We start from the raw sequence: 19,364 nt of genomic DNA on the forward strand, positions 1-19,364 counted from the left end.
GGCACCAGGCGTGCCGCTGACTCGCCAGATTCGCTTGGAGTGAAAAATGATTATCGAAATTTTAGTACCACAATTACCTGAATCCGTTTCTGAAGCTTCGCTTTTACAGTGGAAGAAAAAAGTAGGTGAAGCTGTTGCCCGCGATGAGCAGCTGATCGATATCGAAACCGACAAAGTGGTGCTGGAAATTACAGCTCCGCAAGCCGGCATTTTGGTTTCGATTGTGCAGCAAGAAGGCGCTACCGTAGGCAGCTTGCAATTGATTGCAACGATCGATACAGAGGCTGTGGTTGCCGCTCCGGTGAATGTTGTGCCTGAAATTGCGAAAACCGAACAACAAGTTCGTGTTGAAACCGCCGCCAAAGAAGCGGGTGTTTCTGCCGGGGCAATCGGTTTTGGCACAGCAGTAATGCCAGCTGCTAAAAAGCTCGCTGCAGATGCTGGCGTGAATACTGGCGACATTGGCGGCACAGGCCGCGGTGGCCGTGTGTTAAAAGAAGATGTGCAGAATCATTTAGCTAAACCTGCCGCAGCACCTGCACCTGCCGCTGCTACCTTGCCACAGGGTGATCGCACCGAGCAACGCGTACCGATGAGCCGCTTACGTGCACGTGTGGCCGAGCGTTTACTTGAATCGCAACAAACTAACGCAATTCTGACCACTTTCAACGAAATCAATATGAAGCCGTTGATGGATCTGCGTAATAAGTACAAAGATAAATTCGAAAAAGACCATGAGGTGAAGCTGGGTTTTATGGGCTTTTTTGTTAAAGCGGCAGTGCATGCGCTTAAAAAATATCCGATCCTAAATGCATCGGTTGACGGCAACGATATTGTTTACCACGGTTATTTTGATATTGGCGTAGCCGTAGGCAGCCCGCGTGGTTTAGTGGTGCCGGTGATTCGTAATGCAGATCAGCTGAGCCTGGCTGAAATTGAAAAAACCATTGCGGACTTTGGTAAGCGTGCGCAAGCTGGCAAGCTGGGTATTGAAGAGTTAACCGGTGGTACTTACACCATCTCTAACGGCGGCACTTTCGGCTCAATGATGTCGACACCGATTATCAACCCGCCACAATCTGCCATTCTCGGCATGCACGCTACGAAAGACCGTGTTGTGGTTGAAAATGGTGAAATGGTGATTCGCCCGATGATGTATCTGGCCCAGTCTTACGATCACCGCATTATTGACGGTCGTGAAGCGGTGTTGTCGCTGGTTGCTATCAAAGAAGTGATCGAAGATCCAGCGCGTCTGCTGCTTGATATCTAATTAATGTGAATTGTGTCGGGCGGGTTAGTGCCTTTATCGCGTAACTCGCCATGGCATAGCGCTAAATATTGAATCACAGAGTCGGGGCGTTGATCACGCCCTTGCTCTTTCTCAAAGGTTTCCAAACCATGAGCAAAGAATTTGACGTTGTTGTAATCGGCGGTGGCCCTGGTGGCTATGTGGCGGCGATTCGCGCCTCACAGCTGGGTTTTAACACGGCTTGTATTGATGCCACCTCAGACAAAGACGGTAAGGCCAGCCTGGGCGGTACATGTCTGAATGTGGGTTGTATCCCTTCCAAAGCACTGTTGCAATCGTCAGAAAACTACTTTAATGCAGCGCATCATTTTGGCGACCATGGTATCTCTACCGGCACGCTGAAAATGGACGTGTCCAAGATGCTGGCGCGCAAACAAGAGATTATTACCAAAAACACCGGCGGCATTGCTTATCTCTTTAAAAAGAACAAAGTTACGTCTTTCCATGGCGTGGGCGCGTTTAAAGCCAAAGCGGGCGATGCGTATCTGCTGGAAGCCAAACTGGCTGACGGTACGATTGAAGAAATCACTGCCAAGCACGTGATTATTGCGACTGGCTCTAGCGTTCGCCAATTGCCAGGGGTAACCATCGATAACCATCTGGTGTTGGATAACGAAGGCGCGCTGGCGATTCCAAGCGTTCCAAAACGCTTGGGCGTCATTGGCGCTGGCGTGATCGGCTTAGAAATGGGCTCAGTCTGGAAGCGTCTGGGTAGTGAAGTGACGGTGCTGGAAGCGATGCCAGCTTTCCTGGGCGCAGCGGACGAGCAAGTGGCCCGCGAAGCCAAAAAATTCCTGACTAAAGAAACCGGCCTCGTGATCAATACCGGCGTTAAAATCGGTGAAATTAAGGCCGGTAAAAAAGACGTCACTGTGCACTGGACCGATACAGCAGGTGCAGAGCAAGTCAGCGTATTTGATAAGCTGGTAGTGGCGATTGGCCGTGTACCAAATACAGCTGGCCTGAATGCGGAGGCTGTTGGCCTCGCGCTTACCGAGCGCGGCCAGATTGAGGTGAACGACGATTGCCAGAGCAATCTTCCAAACGTCTGGGCGATTGGTGATGTAGTGCGTGGCCCGATGCTGGCGCATAAAGCATCGGATGAAGGTGTGGCCGTGGCTGAGCGTATCGCTGGCCAGCATCCGCATATTGACTTTAACAACATCCCTTGGGTGATTTACACCAGCCCGGAAATTGCGTGGGTGGGTAAAACCGAAGAGCAGCTCAAAGCAGCGGGCGTTGAATACAAGAAAGGTCAATTCTTGTTCTCCGCCAATGGCCGTGCTTTAGCGCTGGGTGAGGGTAAGGGTTTTGTTAAAATGCTGGCAGATAAGACAACTGATCGTATTTTAGGTGTGCATATCGTTGGCCCATTTGCTTCAGAGCTGATTGCTGAAGCGGTGGTAGCGATGGAGTTTAACGCCTCGTCAGAAGATATTGCCCGTATTGTGCACGCTCATCCGTCCTTGTCTGAAGCCTTGCACGAAGCGGCTTTAGCTTGCGATAAGCGTGGTTTGCATAGCTAAAAAGGTATAAAAAAACCTGTAGACACAGAGAAAACCAAGAAAACACAGAGCTCACTGAGAAAGCGGCAAGCTAGACACAAGCAATTCTGTTTTTTTATGTGTGCTCTCTTCTTACTCTGTGTCTACAGAAGTTTTAGATTGTTTTCATCACTCAATGTGTTTCACGATATGCGGCCAATTTGCATGTCCTCTTTCCTTAAAAGGGTCTCAGATGAATCTTCATGAATATCAAGCCAAGGAACTATTGGCTAAATACGGTCTTCCAGTACAACGCGGTATTCTGGCGCACACTCCGGAAGAAGCTGCTGCTGCCTATGACGCACTGGGTGGTAAATTTGCGGTAGTGAAAGCGCAGGTTCACGCTGGTGGCCGTGGTAAAGCGGGTGGTGTTAAAGTGGTTAAATCCCGCGAAGAAGCCGCTGAAATTGCTAAAGGCCTGATTGGCAAGAATCTGGTTACTTATCAGACCGACGCAGCAGGTCAGCCTGTGCATTCGGTACTGGTTTGTGAAGATATGTACCCGGTTCAGCGCGAGTTGTATCTTGGCGCAGTGGTAGATCGCTCCAGCCAGCGCGTGGTATTTATGGTTTCTACCGAAGGCGGTGTTGAGATCGAGAAAGTCGCTGAAGAAACACCAGAAAAAATCATTAAAGTAACGGTTGATCCATTGGTTGGCATGCAGCCATTCCAGGCACGTGACTGCGCGTTTGCTCTGGGCCTGGAAGGCAAGCAAGTGGCTCATTTTACTAAAATGATGCTGGGTGCCGCTGAAGCGTTTATTGCCAATGATTTCGCACTGTTTGAAATCAATCCGCTGGCTCTGCGTGAAAACGGCGAGCTGTGCTGCGTGGATGCCAAGATTGGTCTGGATTCAAATGCGCTGTATCGCCTGCCAGAGTTATTAGCTCAGCGTGATAAATCGCAAGAAAACGAGCGCGAAGTAAAAGCTTCCGAGTTCGAACTGAACTACGTTGCGCTGGAAGGCAATATCGGTTGTATGGTAAACGGCGCTGGCTTGGCAATGGCCACCATGGACATCATCAAGCTGAAAGGCGGCCAGCCAGCCAACTTCCTGGATGTGGGCGGTGGTGCAACGAAAGATCGCGTAATCGAAGCCTTCAAGCTGATTCTGGCTGATGATTCTGTGAAGGGTGTTCTGATCAATATCTTCGGCGGTATTGTTCGTTGCGACATGATTGCTGAAGCGATTATTGCGGCAGTGAAAGAAGTGAATGTGACTGTGCCGGTTGTGGTTCGTCTGGAAGGCAATAACGCCGAATTGGGCGCTAAGATTCTGAACGAATCCGGTCTGAAGCTGACTTCGGCTCAAGGCCTGAATGACGCAGCCGAGAAAATTGTCGCTGCTGTTGCTGCGCTTTAATCCGACATCCGCTGAAAGGAAAAAATAATGAGCGTTTTAGTCAATAAAGACACCAAAGTATTGGTGCAAGGTTTCACCGGTAAAAACGGTACTTTCCACGCAGAACAAGCATTGAAGTGTGGCACTAAGGTTGTTGGCGGCGTAACACCAGGTAAGGGCGGCTCACGTCACCTTGATCTGCCGGTGTTTAACACCATGAAAGACGCGATGCGCGAAACGCAAGCAGACGCATCGGTGATCTATGTGCCAGCTCCGTTTGCTAAAGATTCGATTCTGGAAGCGATTGATGCAGGTGTGCAGCTGATTGTATGTATCACCGAAGGCGTGCCAACACTGGATATGCTGTACGTGAAAAAAGCGGTGGATGAAGCGGGTATCCGCCTGATCGGCCCTAACTGCCCGGGTATTATCACTCCGGGCGAATGCAAGATCGGGATTATGCCTTGGCATATCCATCAGCCAGGCCGTATCGGTATTGTAAGCCGCTCCGGTACTCTGACTTACGAAGCGGTTGCGCAAACCACCGCGCTGGGCTTAGGTCAGTCTACATGTATCGGTATCGGTGGCGACCCTATTCCGGGCACCAGCCATATCGACGCACTGCGCTTATTCCAGGATGATCCTGATACCGATGCGATCATTATGATCGGTGAGATCGGTGGCTCGGCTGAAGAAGAAGCGGCTGAATTTGCTCAGTCCTACGTGACTAAGCCAGTTGTGGGTTATATCGCGGGTGTTACCGCGCCTAAGGGTAAACGCATGGGCCACGCTGGTGCGATTATCTCTGGTGGTAAAGGCACTGCAGAAGAAAAATTTGCAGCGTTTGAGCGTGCAGGCATTGCCTACACACGCAGCCCGGCAGAATTGGGCTCAACCATGCTTGAATTGTTAAAATCCAAAGGCATGATTTAACTCTTTTTTAAATTGAGTTAATAAAAACCCCCGGAAGAAATTCCGGGGGTTTTTTATTGATATCAAGATAAAGCGAGTGGCTTTTGAATAGGCTAATCTGGTAGCTGAGCCGGTGTAATGAAGGAAAAAAGATGAGTGCCAGATTTACTGGGTTTGCGTTCTTGTTTATTTTTTATTGCTCGGCACTCTGGGCTGAAGAGATCACTATTTTTGGCAGTGATGATTACCCGCCTATTAGTTTTCGTAATGAGCAGGGGCAGTTTGATGGAATTGCCCACACATTGATTAAACACTATGAGCAATTAAGTGGTCATAAAGTAACATTGGAGATGGCTTCCTGGAAACATGCTTATTTACTGGCAGAACAGGGAAAAGGGGGAATTATCGGTTTATCTAAAACAAAATCGCGATTAGCTATTTTTGATTATTCAGATCCTTTTTATGATTCAGTTGTTGGGTTGCTGGTAAAAAAAGGAAAGGAGTTTTCTTTTAATTCTGTGGCTGATTTAAAAGGAAAGTTGATTAGTGTAACCAATGCTGCCAGTTATGGGGCTGAGTTTGATACTGCACGGGCAGCTCAACTATTTAAGGTTGATATAAACTATGCGGCCGATGTGCAATTAAATAAATTACTTTATGATCTTGTTGATTGTGTTGTAGTAAGTCATGTAGAAAATGGTATAGATTTAATTGTAAAAAAAGACCCTGAATTATTGAGTAAACGTGATCAGTTTGTTTATCTGAGAAAGCCTCTTGTTCGTGATCCTGTTTATTTGGCATTTCATAAATCAATGAAAATGAAGGCGTATATTGTCGGTTTTAATCATGCAATTAAAGATGCAAAGCAAAAAGGGTTGATTCCTCGATAATTATATTTTTGAATAAAATCAGGTGCAGCAATTTGCCATAATACGTGTTTGAGGTATGCAATATGAAGTATATCGTTTTATTTATATATCTGATCTTTATGGTTGCAAATTGCCATAGTGCAGAGCTGACTATTTTTGCTAATGAGGAATACCGGCCTATTACCTACAAAGATCAGCATGGTTTAGCATCCGGTGTGGCTTCCGATTTATTGAAATATCATGAGCAGCGCACAGGTAATAAAATAAAACTGGAAATGAGCACCTGGCGGCGGGCATATGGCTTGGCATTAAAGGGGCAGGGGGGCATCATTGGCCTTTCGAAAACGGCGGAGCGTTTATCCATATTTGATTATTCCGAGTCGTTTTATGATGCACTTGTTGTGGTGGTTGTTAAAAAAGGGAGTGAGTTTCCTTTTTATTCTGTGAATGATTTAAAAGGTAAACGAGTAGGTATTACCAATGGCGTAAGTTATGGTAAAGAGTTTGATATTGCGCTTGGCAAAGAGCTTTTTATCGCCGACTTTAATTATTCATTTACAGGGATGTTTAAAAAATTATTATATGGGCGCATTGATTGTATCGTGATGGCCGGAGGACGTCGGGAGCTGTTACAGATTTTAAATGTTAATCCGGAGCTGCTGGCGAACCAGAATCAGTTTGTTATTTTAGCAAAGCCATTGGCTCATGATCCTGTATATTTGGGTTTTCATAAATCACTGGGTATGAAGCAATTTCTAACTCAGTTTAATAAAACAATAAAAGAAGCTAAAAGCAGCGGCACTTTGTCAAAATTCGGGGATTAAAATTGGTATAGTCAAAGATTTTATTGTTTTTGTTATGCATTTTTATTTTTGGATTCAACTTTTCTCCCTAACCGCAGGCCTGTGCCTTGTTTACATAACCAGGGTTGTTTGTTGCTTGCTACAAATACAACAGAATAATATGTAATAGCCAGCCGGGGTAAATCATTGTTAATCTTTGCACTCTGATTAAGGAGAGCGTGTTTTGACTCAACAGCAACGTGCTTATGTCTGTGGCTTAGCTGCCGTTTTGGCGTGGTCAACGGTGGCTACTGCATTTAAATTAAGCCTGGCTCATTTAAGTCCTGCCCAATTATTACTTTATGCCAGTGTTGCATCACTATTGGCGCTATTGTCTATTTTGATTTATCAGGGACGTATTAAGGAAGTCTTGCCTGCTTTTCAAAGCCACTGGCAGGCCTCTTTATTATTTGGTGCGATTAATCCCTTTGCTTATTATCTTATTCTCTTTGAAGCCTATGATTTATTGCCGGCGCAGGAGGCTCAGGCAATTAATTATACCTGGGCTTTAATGATGAGCCTGCTAGCAGTGCCATTATTAAAACAGCCTTTGAAAAGAAATGATATTTGGGCCGCATTATTCTGCTATTTAGGTGTTCTGATGATTGCAAGCAGGGGAGACTTATTGCATTTTAATTTTTCAAATTTAAATGGTCTGGGTCTGGCCCTAGTTTCTACTTTTTTATGGGCCAGTTATTGGATATTGAATACAAAAGATACACGTGAGCCGGTTTTGGGGTTAACGTTGAATTTTGCTTTTTCTTTACCACTCTCACTTTTATGGTGTGCTATTCATGGAGAGTTAGTTAGTGTCAGCTGGAAGGGGATTGCCGGGGCTATTTATGTGGGTGCATTTGAAATGGGGTTTGCATTTGTGTTGTGGCTGTTTGCAATGAAATTAACTAAAAGTACTGCCAGGATTGCAAATCTTATCTTTTTATCGCCGATTATTTCTTTATTTTTTATCTGGTTTTTAGTTGGAGAAACAATTCAAAGATCCACTTTGCTTGGCCTGGGATTTATTTTATTGGGGTTACTGACACAAAAAATACAACGTACATAGGAGCTTTGCTAAAGGGGCGAAGGCTCGGAGCCAGATTAACGCTTTTGCTTTTTTCTTGTGTTTGCTTGTGATCCGTGTTGAGGTTTGTCAGAGATCGAATTTGCCATAGGTTTATGGTGTGAAGAAGCACTTTGGTCCTCCTGGTTTGAGTCATTGGTTGGGGGAAGAGTGGCGTTTTTCCTGTATAGTATAGATTCTTTAGTGATATTGATCTGGTTTTTTAGTTTGTTTTTTCTTTTTGTTTTTGTTTTTTAAAGTAAAAATTGGTATTTGTTAATTCTGATTTATTGTTGGTGGTTATTATCGTTTATGTGGATTTTTGACCCTTCATGTGAGTTTTTGGTGTTTTTATGTGGCTTACATCACATTTATTTTATGCTTTTTCTTTAATTCTTTCTTGGTTTCTTTCTTTAAACTTTCTTTTTAATTTCGTTTTTTGTTTTATATCGGTATGCTGGCTAAGTGGTTCTTTTTGACTGGTATTAGATATTTTTATGTTTGTAATATTGCATGATTTTTGTTTGTACAATTTTGGATTTTATGTTCGTGTATAGGGTAATTTGTTATTTTTTTGCTTCTCTGCTTCTTGTTATATTCGCGGGTTATAATATTTAAAGATTTTTTGGTTTTTGTTAAAAACGCAACAGAATTTAATATTAATTGCTTATTTATTTTTAATTGATGATTGCCTGATTGGTTTTTAATAAATACTATCGTTCTAATTTAATTGCCTGATGTGCTGGAATAAATTCATGGTTAGTACCGCACTTGTTATACCTGTTCGTAATGCTGGGCCTTATTTGGATGGTTTATTAGCTGCATTGGCTAAGCAAACGCTAAAAGTAGATGAGTGGCTTGTAGTTGATAGCGAATCTTCTGATGATACGGTTGCACGATTCACTGCAGCGGGTGCTGAAGTGAAAACTATAGATGCAAAACAGTTCAATCACGGGGGAACGCGTGAGTGGGCGCGTAAGCAGCTTAAGTCTGATATTATTATTTATATGACCCAGGATGCCATTCCGGCTAATCCGTATGCCTTACAAAATCTGCGTGATGCAATTTTGGTTGATGAATCAATTGCTGTCGCCTATGGCCGCCAATTACCCCATGTGGGGGCTGATATTTTGGAAGCACATTCACGCAGTTTTAATTATCCAAAGCAAAGCCGGACAAAGCGTTTGAGCGATGCTCCAGAATTAGGAATTAAAACGTGTTTTAGCTCAGATTCCTTTGCGGCTTATCGTAATGCTGCACTGGATACTATTGGCGGCTTTCCCCCGGATGTGATTGGCACGGAAGACGCTTATGTAGCGGGAAAAATGCTTTTGAAAAATTGGGGCATTCGTTATGAAGCCTCTGCCGAGGTTCACCATTCGCATCGTTACACCCTATTACAAGAATTTCGCCGTTATTTTGATATCGGGGTATTTTATGGCCGCGAAGCGTGGATCGGTGAATATTTTGGGAAAGCGGGTAGTGAAGGGAGGCGTTTTCTGCTATCAGAGTTAGATACTCTATCTCGCGCCGGGCAGCGATGGCGTCAGCTTGAAGTATTACTCAGAGTGGTATGTAAGCTGGCAGGCTATCGTTTGGGGCATATGGAAAAATATTTACCACGCTATATAAAACGCCATCTTGGTATGTTTGCGGCTTATTGGAAATGATCTTTTTATGAAAAATAACCTTGTGCTTTGCGTGCTTTTATTTTGCTTAAGCGCTTGTTCTACCCCCAGTAGTATATTGTTGCCTGAGCAAAGTGTATTGGATGAGCGCCGGATTGATATTCATGATATCAGCCAATTGCCTCCTCCTGTTACCCGTATCATGAACGGGGATACGCTCAGAATTGTGAGGGATGCTCAAACGCCTGCCGAAAAAGATGAAATGGTTCTATTTTTTGTCCGCCCGGATGGCACCTTTTCTTATCCTTTTGTAGGCGTGATTCAAGCAACACGACGCTCTCCCGAAGAGGTTGCTCAGGAGATCAGTGAAAAGTTAACTGCTGTTTATCGCTATCCAAAAGTAACGGTCAATATTGCTATTGCACCTGGAAACCGGGTATTTGTGGGGGGAGCTGTGCGTAATCCTTCTGCTTTTGACTTAACTGCAGCGGCAAGTATAGAGCAGGCTATTATCGGTGCCGGAGGTGTTTTACCTGTGGCCGATAGCGAACATATTGCTTTGCTCAGGATGGATGATATGGGGCTTTATCAGGTTTATTTTACTAATTTTAGCCAGTTTCTGCAGGCCGGTTCTAAACGCCGTGGTGTGATGCTGCAAAGAGGAGATATTGTGTTTGTGCCTAAATCTACTCTGGGCAATGCAATTGAAGGGGTTGATTTATATTTTAATCAATTAATACCTTTCTCTAAAGGAATTGGAATCGGGTTTAGCTACGATTTGAATAAAAGTTCAGGCTCATCTACTACAGTGACTCTTCCATGATAGAAATTCGTACTTTTCGCGATATTATTCGTTTATTTTTCATTTTTAAAAGAGAATTTCGCTGGGCATTGATTGCAACCACTATTTTAATTGTAGTGGGTGCCTTTATTTTACCTTCACGCTATGTGTCCGAATCGCGGCTGCTGGTTAAGCCTGGCAGAGCAATGAGCACAGTACCTATTGAATATAGTGACAGACAGACACTGGTGGCTCCCAGCACCCAGCGTGACCCTGTTGTGGACGAAGAAAAAATGCTGACTGGCCGTCCGGTTATTCGGCAGGTTGCAGAGTATTATTTAAATGAAGTAAATGATTCGTCTGAAAAAAAAGGCTGGAAGCTGATTAAGTTTTACATTAAACAAGGCCTGGGTAATCTAGTTGATGGTGTGCGTTCGGTTTTTATTTTTGTCGGGCTATCAGAAACACAGACACCGGTTGATCGTTTAGCTAGTAAATTGGAAAAACAATTTACGGTAACGCATGAGCCTGGGTCATCTGTGATGGAAATCAGCTTTACATGGGATGAGCCATTGATTGCTCAACGTGTTGTTAATAAATGGATAGAGTTTTATCAAACCGAGCGGGGGAAAAAACTGGCCAATGATAGTCTCTACAGCTTTTATGAGATTGAAAGTCAGAAAATTGCAGGGCAAATTGCTTCTAATAAAGAAAAAATTGCAGAAAAATTAAAAAATATTGATGGCATGAGCAGCAAGGAAAAGCTGGAAAGCCTGACTGATCGGATTAATAAAGTATCTGCTCAGCGGGCAGAGGCTTATGTTTTGAAACAGGGTTTAGAAAGCGGTATGCTGAGTGCCAGACGTAAAGCAGGAAGTTTGCCCAAGGAAGTCAGTAAAGAGCGAGAATTAGGTTTAAATCCTATTCAGCAGGATTTTAAACTTAAGCTAAGCGGCTTGATTTTAGAGCGTTTGGATAAATTAAAAAACTATCAGGATCAGGCTCCGCCAATTGCTGAGTTAAATCGAAGTATCAGTTCGCTTAAAGAGCAGATTTCGAAGGAAAAAGAAACCGTTCAGCGCTCTGAAAATCGTGTTCCTAATGAATTGGTTACTATGCTGAAGCGCTCTGCTTTAGAGCGTGATATGCGGGTAAGCGAATTAAAAACACAAATTGTTGCTTATGATGCAGAGCTGGTTACGCTGAAAGAAGAAAGGCAGCGCATTTTATCTATTGATCCTGAATTATCAGATTTAGAGCGTGATTTGGCTATTGCTGAAAAAAATTATCGGCTGTATATCGATAGTCTGGAAAAAGCCCGTATTGACAGGGAGCTGGATAATAGCCGGATTAGTAATATTGCTGTGATTGAACAAGCTACTTTTTCTCCTGGACGGGTTTTTCCTAAAAGCTTAATGATGCTTTTAATGGCGCTGCCTGCGGGTTTTGCTGTGGGATTATTTGTAATTTATATCTGTTATTTACTGGATCAGCGTATTCATGATGGGGGGAAAGTAAAACAGCACTTTGGTGTTCCGTTATGGACTACGGTAATGGAGCAGAAGACAGGTATTTTATCGGCTTCGTTTGAGGCGAGTATTTATCGGCTATATAGCCAATTGCCACTGGCTATTCTTAAAACTCAGGGGCTGAATATCGGAATGACTTCTTCGCGGCATGGGGAGGGCGTGAGTTACTTAATTAGCCAGTTTCAGCGGATTTTAAACGAACGCGGCATTCCTAACCGGCTGGCAGATGGTGAATGTGCTCGCCCGGGTGAAGTGGTTTTGGGCGATGCATCGGCATTATTAAGTAATCAGGAGGCCTTTGTCCGCCTTAAACAGGCTGATTTAATTTTACTTGTGATCGAGGCTGGGCAGTCTACCGTGCCTATGGTTGAAAATACCCTTTCTATTTTAAATACGGCATTTAAAAAAGTGGATGGCATTATTATTAATCGTCGGCAATTCGAGATTTCTTCCGGATTACTTAGCCGTATTTCTCGTTAAGGGGATTTTATGCGTATTGCACTCATTGCCCCTTTGCCGCCGGAGCAAAGTGGAATTGCAGATTATGCTGATGCATTTCAGCAGGCTTTAAGCCAGGAAGGCTTAGAGATGATTTTGCCATTCAAAAATAAGCGTCTGGGAGAAACTGCAGAGCAGATTAATACGCAAATGCAGGGTGTTCATTGGCAGGATGTGGATTTGGTTCATGCAGAGCTGGGGGGCGGGCGTAATGGCGAGTTTTTAGCTTTGGAGTGGCTTGCCCGGCATTACCCCTTGTTGCCATTAAGCGCTACCGTGCACGATCCCGAGCGCATAATCTGGCGGCCGCTTGGCTGGCCTGATGCGTTGGGTAAATATCTGCCACGCCGTGCTCATCAGGCCCTGGTCTTGTTATGTGATCCCTGGACATTGGCGCGTGAGCGTCGTCTTGCTGCAAAGCTGACAACTTTAATCACTTTAACAGCCCTAGGCGCGAGCCGCTTGGCCCTGCGTATGCGCTTGCCGGAGGGAAAGGTGCAGCAGATAGCACATGGTAACCAGATTATTACTCCTCAGGCTTTGCCCCCGTTGCCGCCACATGGGCCTTTAAAGCTGCTGTATTTTGGATTTATTTATCGTGGTAAGGGTATTGAAGATTTAATTGCGGCACTGGCTTTATTGATGGCACAGCGCCCGGCAGCGCTTGTGGAGCTGACTCTTGCAGGCGGAACGGCGCCTGAAATGACTTTTGCTAACGGGCCGTCCTATCTGGATGAATTAAAAACGCAGTTACAGGCTGCAGGCCTGCCTGTTCATATGGTGCGCTGGCAGCTTGATGTACCAACTGCAGAAATTGTGCCCTTGATTCAATCACATCATGTACTGGTTCTGCCATATCAGGAATCTAAAAAACTGGCTTTTCTGGGGCAGATGCGGGGCACCAGCGGTGTGCTTTCCTGGGCCGCTGCATGTGGGCGAAGCGTGATTAGCTCGGATGCCCGCTCATTTGCGGAAGAAGTCTCCTTTAATAATGGCGCGGTTTACCCTCAGGGTAACACGGCCGCTTTAGCCGCTTTGCTGTTGCAGCTACTGGATCAGCCTGCGCTGTTACCTCAAAGAAGCACAAGTGCAGAGGCGCTGGGTGTGGCACGCCGCTGGCCTAATATTGCTAAGCAGTTTGGAAAGTTATTTTCGGGCCTGATACAAGGAAAACCCAATGCGCCTCATTTATAGTTTTCTGTTTGTAGCCTTGTTAGCCGGAGCTGCCGGTGCAGAGACAAAGCTGATTGCCAAAAAGCCAGTAGTTTGGCGTGATTTTCTGGGGGTAAATGCGCATTTTTTGTGGTTTACCCCGCAGCAGGCTGCGCAGCAGATGGATCGCCTGCGTGATTTAGGGCTGGAGTGGACGCGTGTCGATTTGCACTGGGACAGGCATGAAGCCAAAGAAAATGAGTATCTTTTTTTACCCATTGACCAGGTGGTCGATGCATTAAAAGAGAAGCAGCTTAAATCTGTGTTTTATTTGGTGGGATCGGCCCCCTTTGCCAGTAGTGCGCCTGCATTTGCCAGTCATAAAGATCAGTACCCTCCGAAAGATAATGAAGTATTTGCAAAACGTATGGGAATACTTGCCCATCGTTACCCTTCGGTCGATGCCTGGCAGGTTTGGAATGAGCCGAATTTACCGAGCTTCTGGCGACCTGTTGAAAATGCGGCTGATTATGGCCGCTTACTGCAGTCTTCGGTCAGGGTATTAAAGCAAATTGCTCCGGCCAAACCCGTTGTCATGGCCGGAATGGCGTATTACAGCCAAATGCCGATAAAGAAGGGCCTCATGCTGGAGGAGCTTGGTAAAATGGGCGCGCTGGGTCTGGGGGCGGTGGTTGCATATCACCCCTATAGCCAAGAGCCGGAGGGCGACGAGGTCAAAGAGCGTGATTTTGTTATGCGCACCAAGGAAATCAATCAACGCCTCAGAGGCATGAAAGTGCCGGGTATTTGGGCCACGGAATGGGGCTGGTCCAGCTACTCCGGCCCTAAGGAAGAGCAAAATATTATTGGTGAGGCAGGGCAGGCTGATTATTTGCTGCGCCGTCTGGCATTGATGAGTGCGGCTGATTTTGATCGCATATTTTTATTTGCTTTATCTGATCTGGATAGCCGGGCCGGGGTTCGGGACCGTAGCTACGGGCTTTTGAATTTACAAGGTAAGCCCAAGCCTGCTTATACCGCCTTGGCGAGTTTTTTAAAAATTACCGGCCCCAAGCTTTTGCCGGGTGAAGCGCCTGCCTATAAGGGATCAGTAGATGGTCTCTATAGCGTGGGCTGGAAAAAGCCCGATGGCACGCGTCTGTGGATGTTCTGGGCAAACCAGCCTGGCAAGCTAGAGCTGGCTACGGCGGGTGATGTGACGGTTTATCAGCCTTTAACCGGGGCTAAAACCGTGCAGAAGTCGTCGACTCTGGCGGTTACTCGCCAGTTACAAATTCTGGAATGGCGCTAATGACATCTAGTTTGATCCGTTCTGCTTTGCTCTCTTCAGCGAATACCCCATTAAATATCCTCTGGACTTTGCCGTATTTACCCTGGCCGACCACAAGTGGCGGCAAGCTGCGTCAGTATCATTTGCTGCGCACGCTGGCTCATCGAGGGCATCGAATTACTTTGCTTGTGCAAAGTAAAGAGTCGCTCTTGCCTGAGGTGAGGGCGCACTTGGAGGGGATTGTCGAGCGATTGATTGTTTTGCCTCGTCGCCCCTTAAAGCACCCGCTTACGCTGGCAGCAGCAGCATTTGCTCCTTATCCTTTACTGGCTAGTGTGAATGGCTTTGCGCCAAAGCTGGAGCGTGTGTTTGCTGCTCTTTTGGAAAGTCATTGGGATGTGGTGCAAATCGAGCACAGCTACGGTTTGCAGCCTTTTTTGCAGCAGTTACAGGCCAGAAATCAGCCGTTTTTACTGACCGAGCATAATGTGGAGTCCTCACTTGGCGCTGCCACTTATCAGCAGATGCCTGCCTGGATGCGGCCCTATATGTGTTTTGATCAGTGGCGCTATCGCCGTTGGGAAAAACGCGTTTTAAGTGCAGCCAGATCTGTGGCGGCAGTGACGCTTGAGGATGCGGAGCAGCTTGCAAAAATAGGCCGCCGTGGAGTGGACGTGGTGATCAATGGTGTGGATACCACTGCTTTTGCTCATGTGTGGCCTGACTTGAACAGCCGGCAAATTTTATTTATCGGGAACTTTGAATACCCGCCCAACCGGGATGCTGTGGCCTGGAGCCTGGATGACATTATGCCAAAGGTGTGGGCTGCGGTACCTGATGCACGTTTTGTGGTGTGTGGTTATGCCATGCCGGATGCCTGGCGTGAGCGCTGGCCTGACCCAAGAATTGAGTGGCGCGGTTTTGTGTCTGATTTGACACTGGAGCAAGAAAAATCAGCACTGTTTCTGGCCGCTTTACGTGAAGGGGGCGGCTCTAAGCTCAAGGTGCTGGAAGCTTTGGCTGCCGGTTTGCCTCTGGTCAGTACGCCGCAGGGCGTTTCAGGCCTGACGCTGCAGGCTGGACGGGATTACATGCCGGGGCAATCGGCCGAAGAGCTGGCTCAGGCGGTGGTTGAACTCTTGAATCAGGGTGAGGCTGCGCGCGAAATGGCTGAGGCGGGCCGTCTTTATGCCTGTGAAAACAATGACTGGCAGATTAGCGCCAGCCAACTTGAAACTCTTTACCAGAAAATGAAATATGCGGATCGGAATTGATTATCGGCCAGTAACGGCTGCGCCTTATTCGGGGATTGCCAGGCAGGTGCTGGCGCTGGAAAAGGCGCTGCAAGCCGCTGGCGAAGTGCAGCGTTTCACCGCTGCACCTTTGGAGCATGTTCACCGTCAAATTGCACATTGCCCTGCATCGGCTAGCCCCGCTCATGGCTTGCATCGGCCGCGTGAGCGCATAAAGTTTGAGTTTGGTTTTTTGCCACAGGCTATTAAAGCCAGCCAGCTGGATGTGTATATCGCAACGGCCAACACAGGCTTGCCCGTATGGAAAACACCGCCTGACACACGCTATGTTTTGCTGCTGCACGACGTATTTCAGCTGACGATGGATAACCATCATGGCAGCCGTTTAAAAGCCCTGGTTTACCGGCAGATCGATCGTTTTGGTATTGGTCGCTCTGTGGCGCTGGCCGATGCGATCTGGACCCCTTCATGCTTTACGGCAAAAGAGGTTGCCAGACTGTTTCCTGCCGCAGCTGCAAAAATTGCAGTACTGCCTAATGCGGTGCCCAGTGTTTTACACGCTGAGCCTTTGTGTCTTCCTGGCGGGATACCGGCTCAATACTGGCTGGTGGTCGGGACGCGCGAGCCGCGTAAAAATATCCCTCGGTTTGTTGCGGCCTGGCAGGCTGCACGTCAACAGCAAAGCAATGTTCCCCCCCTTGTTTTGGTGGGTAGTCTGAGTGATCTGCCTTTGTCTCAGCAAAACCTGGATGGTTTGATGGCCGTGTCAGGGATTAGCGATGCCCAGTTAACTGCTCTTTACAAATATACGGCTTGCCTCTGGCAGCCTTCTCTTGCCGAGGGCTTTGGTCTGCCGGTGATTGAAGCGCTTGCTCAGGGCGCTCCGGTTGCCGTGGCTGAGGGCTCGGCATTAAATGAAATTACTCCGCCGGATTCGCCACGTTTTTCTCCGCATGATGGTCAGGCGATGCAAAGACTGATGTTGAATTTAGCGCAGAGCCCTCAGGGGAATGATCACTCAAGGCAGGCCTGGGCAGAGTGCTTTGCCATGCCTGCATATGCAGAACGGGTCGAGCACTTGCTTGCGGCCCTGCAAGGCGGGGCGTGATGGGCGGTTTGCTTGTTGCGCTGCTTTGTGCTCTGGTTTTTTCAGCACTGTTGATGGCCTCTTCGCCAGGCATCATGCTGCTGGCGATTGTGGCTCTGGTTTTGGCACTCAATATTGTAAGGCTGCCTTTTTTCGGGCTGATTCTATTTGGTGTGGTGGCGACGTTCATTCCTTACACCACAGTCAATATGGGGATACGGGTAACGGTTTCCGAGGCGCTTCTTGGCCTGGTATGGGTAGGCGTTTTCTGGCAAATGGTGCAAGGCCGTCTGGTTTGGCAATTTGGTAAGACAGAGCAGCGCTTGCGTTATTTAATGCTTTACAGTGCTCTGCCATTTTTGCTTGGTCAGCTGATTATGAGCGGGGCAGAGGGTAATGGCCCGGTGAATTGGATACGCTGGCTATTAAATTTATCGCCTTTATTTCTTTTTCCCATTCTGGTCGACAATGGTTTGCGCCGGGATCAGCTGATTGTTTCCCTGCTGCTTGGCTCTTTGGTGATGTTATTGCTATCGGTGGGGATGTTTTTAAAAGATCACGATGCCAACACTTTTATCGTGATTTTAGAAAAACTGAAATATGCCCATCCTGAAGCGGTTAAAGATATTTTTTCAGCTAATTTTTCACGCATGGCGTCCCCCTGGGTACATCCCAATTTAACTGGGGGTGTGCTGGTTTTATTTTTACCGCTGGCTTTTTTTTACGCGCTGACGCAGCAAGGCTGGCGCAAGTTACTGGGCTTCAGTGTGGTATTGCTGGGGGCTGCAGGGCTTCTGTTTAGTAGCTCACGCGGGGCGATTGTGAGCTTAGTTCTGGTGTTGCTGTGGTTAACCTCATACCGGGTACCCTATGCGGGGCGGGTGATTGGGGTAGCGATCGTGCTGGGTGTGGCCCTGGTGCTGTTTTATCCACCATTGCAGGCACGGCTCTCTACAACCTTTTCAAGTAGCAACGCCAGTACGGAGATCCGTATGGATGAGTACCGGCGCTTTCCTGATGCAATGGCACGTTTTCCGCTCGGGATTGGTTTTAAGGTTGATCCGCCTCCGCCAAAAACTAATTTATTGGGGATTTCCAATCTATGGTTCAACTTTATTTACAAGCTGGGCATCCCCGGCATGTTGTTGTTTATTGCGGTAACCGTGGCTTGGTGGCGTGAGTGCAGACCGCGTGCAAAATTAAGTGAGATGAGTCCGGAGCGGGGTATCTGGATAGGCTCGGGAGCCGGATTACTGACGGCTTTACTTACTGGTTTATTTGATCATTATTACAGCTTTACTATGGTCCTGATTGCGCTTTTCTGGTTGATGATGGCGATTAATCTTCAGTCTGCACGCAGCTTGCGGCAGAACCAGGATCCGTTGCTCGGTGACAATCCATACAGGAAAACAGAAGCATGAAACATCGTATTTATCATTCCACGGCACTGCGCTCCAATCTGGAGGCTTACGCACAAAAACTGGGCGTCTCTCTGGAAGTGCTGACAGAGAGCTACCACTGGATGCTGGCTAATGAAGTGGCTTTCGAAGAAGGCGACGAGGCGAATCCTCGTGTATCAATTTGCTCGGTCAATATTGAAACAAGGATAGATCCCCCCCTGGCCCGGCGTTTTTATGCTCTGCTGCGTGATGAAATTCCCACCACGCTGGTTCCCCGTTATGGCATTAACTGGCCCACATTTAAAGATCGCTGGCTGCGTGCCTGGGAGCAGTGCTATAACATTTTGATTAATAAAATTCCTAGCCATCATTTGCGTTTGGCCTGGCTGCGTCTGGGCGGGGCCAAAATTGGTAAAGGTTCGGCGGTATGGCGCACGACCGAGATTCTGGGCGTGGAAAATCTGGTGATTGGCGATGATAGCTGCATTGCATGGCATTGCCAGATTGATGCTCGTGCCGGGCTGATTATTGGGGATCATGTGGCGGTGGCTTCGCATGCCAAAATTATTGCCGGTAGCCATGACTTAACTGCCCCCGAGTTCTGGTCAGTTTCTGCCCCCATTCATATTGATGATTATGCATGGATTGCCACCGGTGCTTTGATCGGGCATGGCGCGCGGATTGGCCGTGGAGCTGTGGTGACGGCTAATACGCTGGTTAGTAAAGAAATTGCCCCGTATAAAATTGTGGGGGGGTCGGGTGCCAAAATTATGGGTGAGCGCCCACATGACCTGACTTATAAAGTGGGCGGAAAAGGCCTGTTTACGCTGTTTTACTAGAGGTTGCACTATGCCTTGCCAATACCCG

Annotated in this window: 16 protein-coding genes; all 16 read left to right on the forward strand. The window is 47.0% G+C overall.

Annotation, left to right across the window (positions count from 1 at the left end; genetic code table 11):
• Positions 1-46: 46 nt before the first annotated feature.
• The gene (gene odhB, locus EJO50_RS03455; RefSeq protein WP_125971619.1) at positions 47-1,270 is read left to right on the forward strand and encodes a 2-oxoglutarate dehydrogenase complex dihydrolipoyllysine-residue succinyltransferase; all 1,224 of its coding nucleotides are present in this window, start codon (positions 47-49) and stop codon (positions 1,268-1,270) included.
• Between the two features lie 128 nt (positions 1,271-1,398).
• Positions 1,399-2,835 carry a dihydrolipoyl dehydrogenase gene (gene lpdA, locus EJO50_RS03460; protein ID WP_125971621.1) on the forward strand — a complete coding sequence of 479 codons (1,437 nt, stop codon included), beginning with the start codon at positions 1,399-1,401 and terminating at the stop codon, positions 2,833-2,835.
• Positions 2,836-3,046: 211 nt separating this feature from the next.
• Positions 3,047-4,216, forward strand: a complete 1,170-nt coding sequence (gene sucC / locus EJO50_RS03465) for an ADP-forming succinate--CoA ligase subunit beta (protein WP_125971623.1) — start codon at positions 3,047-3,049, stop codon at positions 4,214-4,216.
• A 27-nt stretch (positions 4,217-4,243) separates the two neighbouring features.
• Positions 4,244-5,128, forward strand: coding sequence for a succinate--CoA ligase subunit alpha (sucD, locus tag EJO50_RS03470; protein WP_099398215.1), 885 nt, complete (start codon positions 4,244-4,246; stop codon positions 5,126-5,128).
• A 131-nt stretch (positions 5,129-5,259) separates the two neighbouring features.
• Positions 5,260-5,997, forward strand: a complete 738-nt coding sequence (locus EJO50_RS03475; RefSeq protein WP_125971625.1) for a substrate-binding periplasmic protein — start codon at positions 5,260-5,262, stop codon at positions 5,995-5,997.
• A gap of 62 nt (positions 5,998-6,059) precedes the next feature.
• The gene (locus EJO50_RS03480) at positions 6,060-6,800 is read left to right on the forward strand and encodes a substrate-binding periplasmic protein (RefSeq protein ID WP_125971627.1); all 741 of its coding nucleotides are present in this window, start codon (positions 6,060-6,062) and stop codon (positions 6,798-6,800) included.
• Positions 6,801-7,062: 262 nt separating this feature from the next.
• Positions 7,063-7,881: a DMT family transporter gene (locus tag EJO50_RS03485; protein ID WP_233702207.1), complete on the forward strand. Its 819-nt coding sequence runs from the start codon at positions 7,063-7,065 to the stop codon at positions 7,879-7,881.
• 752 nt (positions 7,882-8,633) lie between these two features.
• Complete coding sequence (locus EJO50_RS03490) at positions 8,634-9,548, forward strand: glycosyltransferase family 2 protein (protein ID WP_125971630.1); 915 nt, start codon at positions 8,634-8,636, stop codon at positions 9,546-9,548.
• 7 nt (positions 9,549-9,555) lie between these two features.
• Positions 9,556-10,329, forward strand: coding sequence for a polysaccharide biosynthesis/export family protein (locus EJO50_RS03495; RefSeq protein WP_125971632.1), 774 nt, complete (start codon positions 9,556-9,558; stop codon positions 10,327-10,329).
• Entirely contained in the window at positions 10,326-12,296 is a 1,971-nt protein-coding gene (locus EJO50_RS03500; RefSeq protein WP_125971634.1) for an exopolysaccharide transport family protein, read from the forward strand. Before EJO50_RS03495 ends, EJO50_RS03500 begins: the two co-directional genes overlap by 4 nt.
• A gap of 9 nt (positions 12,297-12,305) precedes the next feature.
• On the forward strand, positions 12,306-13,508 hold the full coding sequence (locus EJO50_RS03505; protein WP_125971636.1) for a glycosyltransferase: 1,203 nt from the start codon (positions 12,306-12,308) through the stop codon (positions 13,506-13,508).
• Positions 13,492-14,778, forward strand: a complete 1,287-nt coding sequence (locus tag EJO50_RS03510) for a GH39 family glycosyl hydrolase (RefSeq protein WP_125971638.1) — start codon at positions 13,492-13,494, stop codon at positions 14,776-14,778. The genes EJO50_RS03505 and EJO50_RS03510 overlap by 17 nt, the downstream gene beginning before the upstream one ends.
• Entirely contained in the window at positions 14,778-16,031 is a 1,254-nt protein-coding gene (locus EJO50_RS03515; protein ID WP_125971640.1) for a glycosyltransferase family 4 protein, read from the forward strand. The genes EJO50_RS03510 and EJO50_RS03515 overlap by 1 nt, the downstream gene beginning before the upstream one ends.
• Positions 16,015-17,118 carry a glycosyltransferase family 4 protein gene (locus EJO50_RS03520; RefSeq protein ID WP_125971641.1) on the forward strand — a complete coding sequence of 368 codons (1,104 nt, stop codon included), beginning with the start codon at positions 16,015-16,017 and terminating at the stop codon, positions 17,116-17,118. Before EJO50_RS03515 ends, EJO50_RS03520 begins: the two co-directional genes overlap by 17 nt.
• Positions 17,118-18,518 (forward strand): O-antigen ligase family protein, encoded by a 1,401-nt coding sequence (locus tag EJO50_RS03525; RefSeq protein ID WP_125971643.1) that lies wholly within the window; start codon positions 17,118-17,120, stop codon positions 18,516-18,518. Before EJO50_RS03520 ends, EJO50_RS03525 begins: the two co-directional genes overlap by 1 nt.
• A complete protein-coding gene (locus EJO50_RS03530; RefSeq protein WP_125971645.1) occupies positions 18,515-19,336 on the forward strand; it encodes an acyltransferase in 822 nt (273 codons plus the stop codon). The genes EJO50_RS03525 and EJO50_RS03530 overlap by 4 nt, the downstream gene beginning before the upstream one ends.
• The last annotated feature ends 28 nt before the right edge of the window (positions 19,337-19,364 follow it).

This window comes from Iodobacter ciconiae (assembly GCF_003952345.1).
GTDB lineage: Bacteria > Pseudomonadota > Gammaproteobacteria > Burkholderiales > Chitinibacteraceae > Iodobacter > Iodobacter ciconiae.

Excerpts from the sequence above, each read along its gene's own strand:
- odhB (WP_125971619.1), top strand. The coding sequence starts at position 47 with ATGATTATCGAAATTTTAGTACCACAATTACCTGAATCCGTTTCTGAA.
- lpdA (WP_125971621.1), top strand. The coding sequence starts at position 1,399 with ATGAGCAAAGAATTTGACGTTGTTGTAATCGGCGGTGGCCCTGGTGGC.
- sucC (WP_125971623.1), top strand. The coding sequence starts at position 3,047 with ATGAATCTTCATGAATATCAAGCCAAGGAACTATTGGCTAAATACGGT.
- sucD (WP_099398215.1), top strand. The coding sequence starts at position 4,244 with ATGAGCGTTTTAGTCAATAAAGACACCAAAGTATTGGTGCAAGGTTTC.
- EJO50_RS03475 (WP_125971625.1), top strand. The coding sequence starts at position 5,260 with ATGAGTGCCAGATTTACTGGGTTTGCGTTCTTGTTTATTTTTTATTGC.
- EJO50_RS03480 (WP_125971627.1), top strand. The coding sequence starts at position 6,060 with ATGAAGTATATCGTTTTATTTATATATCTGATCTTTATGGTTGCAAAT.
- EJO50_RS03490 (WP_125971630.1), top strand. The coding sequence starts at position 8,634 with ATGGTTAGTACCGCACTTGTTATACCTGTTCGTAATGCTGGGCCTTAT.
- EJO50_RS03495 (WP_125971632.1), top strand. The coding sequence starts at position 9,556 with ATGAAAAATAACCTTGTGCTTTGCGTGCTTTTATTTTGCTTAAGCGCT.
- EJO50_RS03500 (WP_125971634.1), top strand. The coding sequence starts at position 10,326 with ATGATAGAAATTCGTACTTTTCGCGATATTATTCGTTTATTTTTCATT.
- EJO50_RS03505 (WP_125971636.1), top strand. The coding sequence starts at position 12,306 with ATGCGTATTGCACTCATTGCCCCTTTGCCGCCGGAGCAAAGTGGAATT.
- EJO50_RS03510 (WP_125971638.1), top strand. The coding sequence starts at position 13,492 with ATGCGCCTCATTTATAGTTTTCTGTTTGTAGCCTTGTTAGCCGGAGCT.
- EJO50_RS03515 (WP_125971640.1), top strand. The coding sequence starts at position 14,778 with ATGACATCTAGTTTGATCCGTTCTGCTTTGCTCTCTTCAGCGAATACC.
- EJO50_RS03520 (WP_125971641.1), top strand. The coding sequence starts at position 16,015 with ATGCGGATCGGAATTGATTATCGGCCAGTAACGGCTGCGCCTTATTCG.
- EJO50_RS03525 (WP_125971643.1), top strand. The coding sequence starts at position 17,118 with ATGGGCGGTTTGCTTGTTGCGCTGCTTTGTGCTCTGGTTTTTTCAGCA.
- EJO50_RS03530 (WP_125971645.1), top strand. The coding sequence starts at position 18,515 with ATGAAACATCGTATTTATCATTCCACGGCACTGCGCTCCAATCTGGAG.